The sequence below is a fragment of the Paraburkholderia sp. SIMBA_027 genome (assembly GCF_046535315.1).
GTDB lineage: Bacteria > Pseudomonadota > Gammaproteobacteria > Burkholderiales > Burkholderiaceae > Paraburkholderia > Paraburkholderia tropica.
The window spans coordinates 1-235 of record NZ_JAWRWY010001621.1 but is presented as its reverse complement, the minus strand read 5'-3'; the positions used below and the strand labels follow the sequence as shown (position 1 = coordinate 235).

1 pseudogene is annotated in these 235 nt (G+C 54.9%); it reads left to right on the top strand.

From position 1 onward, the window contains the following. Positions 1-193, top strand: a pseudogene (locus tag SB764_RS44665) (TetR family transcriptional regulator); the annotation flags it as partial. Between the last annotated feature and the right edge of the window lie 42 nt (positions 194-235).

The window sequence follows — 235 nt, the reverse complement described above, 5'->3', positions numbered from 1 at the left end:
CACCCACGAACTGTTAACCACACTGGAAGTTGACGATCCGGCGATGGTAGCAAAGCAGATGGAACTGGTGCTGGAAGGCTGTTTAAGCCGAATGCTGGTGAATCGTAGCCAGGCGGATGTCGACACTGCACATCGGCTGGCGGAAGATATCCTGCGCTTCGCCCGCTGCCGCCAGGGTGGTGCATTGACCTGACAGAAACACAGAAAAGAAGCGATTTGCCGCAATCTTAAGCAG